Raw genomic sequence first — 3,840 nt, forward strand, 5'->3', positions numbered from 1 at the left:
CAGCGGCTCCGTCAACGAAAACCTGTTCTTCAACGGCTTCCCGGATGATGTGAACCGCAACCTTGCCATGATCGACAAGCTGGGATCGCCCGACACCTACAACCACTATCCTACCGGCTGGGCGACAGCTTTCTCGACGCCATACAAGATGTTCAAGCGCTATGCCTCGTACGCCGGCGGCACCTGCGATCCGCTGGTCATCCATTGGCCAAAGGGGATCAAGGCCAAAGGCGAAATGCGCCACCAGTACCATCATTGCACCGACATCGTACCGACGATCCTGGAAGCCTGCGGCGTGAAGATGCCCGACGCGATCGACGGCGTAAAACAGTCGCCTTTGGCCGGCGTTTCGATGGCCTACACCTTCGATGACGCCAAGGCGCCGACCACCAAGGAGACCCAGTACTATGAGATGTGCGGCACTCGCGGCATCTGGTCGAAAGGCTGGAAGGCCGCCGCCGTCCACGCGCCGCTTCCTTCGGACCAGGGCCATTTCGACAAGGACGTCTGGCAACTCTTCCACACCGACGCAGATCGCTCGGAGGCCCGCGACCTGGCTGCCCAGCATCCCGAAAAGCTGAAGGAAYTGACCGACCTCTGGCTATCGGAGGCCAACAAGAACAACGTGCTGCCGCTCATAGATCTCGGCGTGGCGGCCATGCACGCCGCCGAATACCACGCGCCAAAACGGAACCGATACGTCTATTATCCGGGCACGACCGAGGTGCCCGAGGCAGCGGCGGCTCCTACGCTTGCCGTGTCGTTCAAGATACTGGCCGAGGTCGAGTTCACCGGCAACAGTCAGGGCGTGATCGTGGCGCAAGGCTCGCGCTTCGGCGGCTATTCGCTATTCGTCAAGGGTGGCAAGCTGTTCTACGTCTACAACTTCCTCGGCATCCCGCCCGAGCAGCGGCTGGTTGTCGAAGCGCCCAAGCTGGGCAAGCACATTGTCGGCGTCGAGTTCGTCAAGGAACGGATCACCAAACAGCTGGAGACCCTGGGCCAGATGACGCTCTACGTCGATGAGGAACCGGTCGCGCACGCGGCCTTCCGCACCCAGACGGGCCGTTACATCCTCTGCGGCGAGGGGCTTTGCGTCGGCTACGATGGCGGCGATGCCGTCAGCAGCGAATACAAGCCGCAGTTCCCGTTCGCAAACGGGCGGGTGGTCAAGGTCGTCTTCGACGTCGCCGATGACGTGTATCTCGATCTGGAGCGGAAGTTCGCCGCCGCGATGGCCCGGGACTGAGGGAGCACGATGACGATCGCGCAGCTCATTCCCATGGCCATCAACCTCTCGATGGGGCTGATGGTGTTCGCGCTTGGGCTCCAGGCAAGCTGGCGGGATGCGGCATACTTGTTGCGGCAGCCGGGGCTTTTTGCCAGATCCCTGCTTTCCATGAACGTCATCATGGTTTTGCTGGCGATCGCGATGGATGCGTTGTTTGCCCTCAACCCGGCAGTCAAGCTCGCCCTGGTGGCGCTCGCTTTGTCGCCGGTGCCACCGGTCCTTCCCGGCAAACAAACCAAGGCCGGCGGCTCGGTTTCCTACACGGCCAGCCTGCTCGTTACCATGGCGGCGCTTTCCGTCGTCATCGTGCCGTTGGGTATCGCCCTCATCGGCCGCACATTCGGGTTCGGGATCGCCGTGCCGGCCAGCCAGATCGTATCGATCGTGGCGACAGGCATTGTCCTGCCGCTCATCATCGGGCTGCTCGTCCGCCAGTTCGCTCCCGCCCTCGCATCCCGCCTCGCGCGCCCGCTGTCTCTATTTGCAACGATCCTGCTGGTCGCGGCCTTCATTCCGGTGCTCATCAGGATCTGGCCGGCCATGGCGGCGATGATCGGCAATGGATCACTTGCCGCGCTGGCTTTCTTTGTCGTGGTTGGCGTCCTGGTCGGTCACGGTCTTGGGGGTCCGGAGGCCGACAACAGAACCGTGCTGGCCCTCGCCACCGCAACGCGTCATCCTGGCGTGGCCATCGCGATCGCCCACGCAACCTTTCCCGACGAGAAGGCCGCCATGGCCGTGGTACTCTGGCATCTGATCGGTAGCGCGATCCTATGCATTCCCTACGTGAACTGGCGCAAGCGCGTCCGCGCAGCAACGCAGTCAAAGACCGCATTGTGACGGAACTGTTGAGAATTTGCCGGAAAAGCCGGATGATTGAATGATTGCGATGCTTCTTCGTCGCCGCCGGCAATTGTCCGGGATCGACGCCTGGAGGCATCTTCTGGTCGCCGCGGTGACGGGAGCGGACGAACGAGGCGAGTTCATTCAGGAGAAGCCCAAATCCGGCAGCCCTGCCGCCGGCACAATCGACAGCCGCGGCCTGTCCGTGACGACGGCGCAAGGAGGTTGACGGATGGACGAAATCGCAAGAGCTGATGACCTGCTGGTCGAAAAACGGGAGGCGATCCCGCAGTCTGTCAATTCACCGACCGACGGCATGATCTGGATACCAGGCGGCTCGTTTCTGATGGGCTCCGACAAATTCTATCCCGAGGAGGCGCCGGCCCATCGCGTGAAAGTCGACGGTTTCTGGATGGACCGATTTACCGTGACCAATGGCGATTTCGAAAAATTCGTCGCCGCGACGGGCTACGTCACGCTGGCCGAAAAGCCGGCCAACCCGGACAATTACCCAGGCGCATTGCCGGACATGCTTTCGCCGTCCTCGACCATGTTCAAGAAGCCGGCCGGACCGGTCGACATGCGCAACCACTACAACTGGTGGGTCTATGTGCACGGCGCCAACTGGCGCCATCCGAGAGGCCCCGCCAGCTCGATCAAGAAGCTGGCCGATCACCCGGTGGTGCATGTCGCCCATGAGGATGTCGAGGCTTATGCGCGTTGGGCAGGCAAGGAGTTGCCGACCGAAGCCGAATGGGAGTTTGCGGCGCGCGGCGGCCTCGAAGGCGCCGACTACGTGTGGGGCGATGAACTCACGCCCGGTGGACAGCACATGGCCAATACCTGGCAGGGCGAGTTTCCTTATCGCAACTCGCTGGACGATGGTTACGAATACACGGCGCCGGTGGGCTCGTTCCCGCCCAATGGCTACGGTCTTTTCGACATGGCCGGCAACGTCTGGCAGTGGACGACGGACTGGTATCAGGAGCACGGCAGGATCGACAGCCCGTGCTGCACGGCGGAAAACCCGCGCGGCGCCCCGCGCGAGGCAAGCTACGACCCGCGCCAACCGGACGTGAAAATCCCGCGCAAGGTGACCAAGGGCGGTTCGCATCTCTGCGCGCCAAACTATTGCCGGCGCTATCGTCCCGCGGCACGCATGGCACAGCCCGTCGACACGTCGATTTCCCATCTTGGTTTCCGCTGCATTGTCCGCATCACCAGGGACGGCAACCCATGATCGTTGCACAATGGCTGAACCAGCTGGCTGAACTCAGCGCCCCGATCATCGATCTTCTGGCCCTGGTCCTGATCCTGGCAGGGACGCTCGAGGCCTTCGTAAACGGTGTCAGGGTGATGCTCAGCCATCCGGACGGGCACTACGCCATTCGCGCGGTGTGGATGCGTCATGCCAGATGGCTGATCGCCGGCCTTACATTCCAACTTGCGGCCGATATCATCGAGACCTCCGTCGCGCCGAGTTGGGACGACGTAGGCCGCCTGGCGGCGATTGCCGTGATCCGGACATTCCTCAATTTCTTCCTGGAGCGAGATCAACGGGAGGCTCGCGAACTCCAGCAGGAGAGTGAAGCCAGAAAGATGGCAATGACCTAGAGCGGTTCAAACGCCGAACCGCTCTATCTCTTTGTTTTGACGCAATACCGGACGGAAACCGTTTCACACTTGTCCTGTAAATGCTCTAATGC

General features: G+C 61.9%; 5 protein-coding genes. All 5 read left to right on the forward strand.

What is annotated here, in order from left to right:
* Positions 1 to 1,249 (forward strand): sulfatase/phosphatase domain-containing protein (locus ACXJ7R_RS27025; RefSeq protein WP_457154494.1); only part of this gene is annotated, 1,249 nt, incomplete at its 5' end.
* A gap of 9 nt (positions 1,250 to 1,258) precedes the next feature.
* A complete protein-coding gene (locus ACXJ7R_RS27030) occupies positions 1,259 to 2,131 on the forward strand; it encodes a bile acid:sodium symporter family protein (protein WP_457154495.1) in 873 nt (290 codons plus the stop codon).
* Between the two features lie 40 nt (positions 2,132 to 2,171).
* The gene (locus tag ACXJ7R_RS27035; protein ID WP_457154496.1) at positions 2,172 to 2,363 is read left to right on the forward strand and encodes a hypothetical protein; all 192 of its coding nucleotides are present in this window, start codon (positions 2,172 to 2,174) and stop codon (positions 2,361 to 2,363) included.
* Positions 2,364 to 2,450: 87 nt separating this feature from the next.
* On the forward strand, positions 2,451 to 3,374 hold the full coding sequence (locus ACXJ7R_RS27040) for a formylglycine-generating enzyme family protein (protein WP_457154497.1): 924 nt from the start codon (positions 2,451 to 2,453) through the stop codon (positions 3,372 to 3,374).
* On the forward strand, positions 3,371 to 3,748 hold the full coding sequence (locus tag ACXJ7R_RS27045; protein ID WP_095089161.1) for a DUF1622 domain-containing protein: 378 nt from the start codon (positions 3,371 to 3,373) through the stop codon (positions 3,746 to 3,748). The genes ACXJ7R_RS27040 and ACXJ7R_RS27045 overlap by 4 nt, the downstream gene beginning before the upstream one ends.
* Positions 3,749 to 3,840 lie beyond the last annotated feature (92 nt).

This window comes from Mesorhizobium sp. P5_C1, assembly GCF_054049815.1.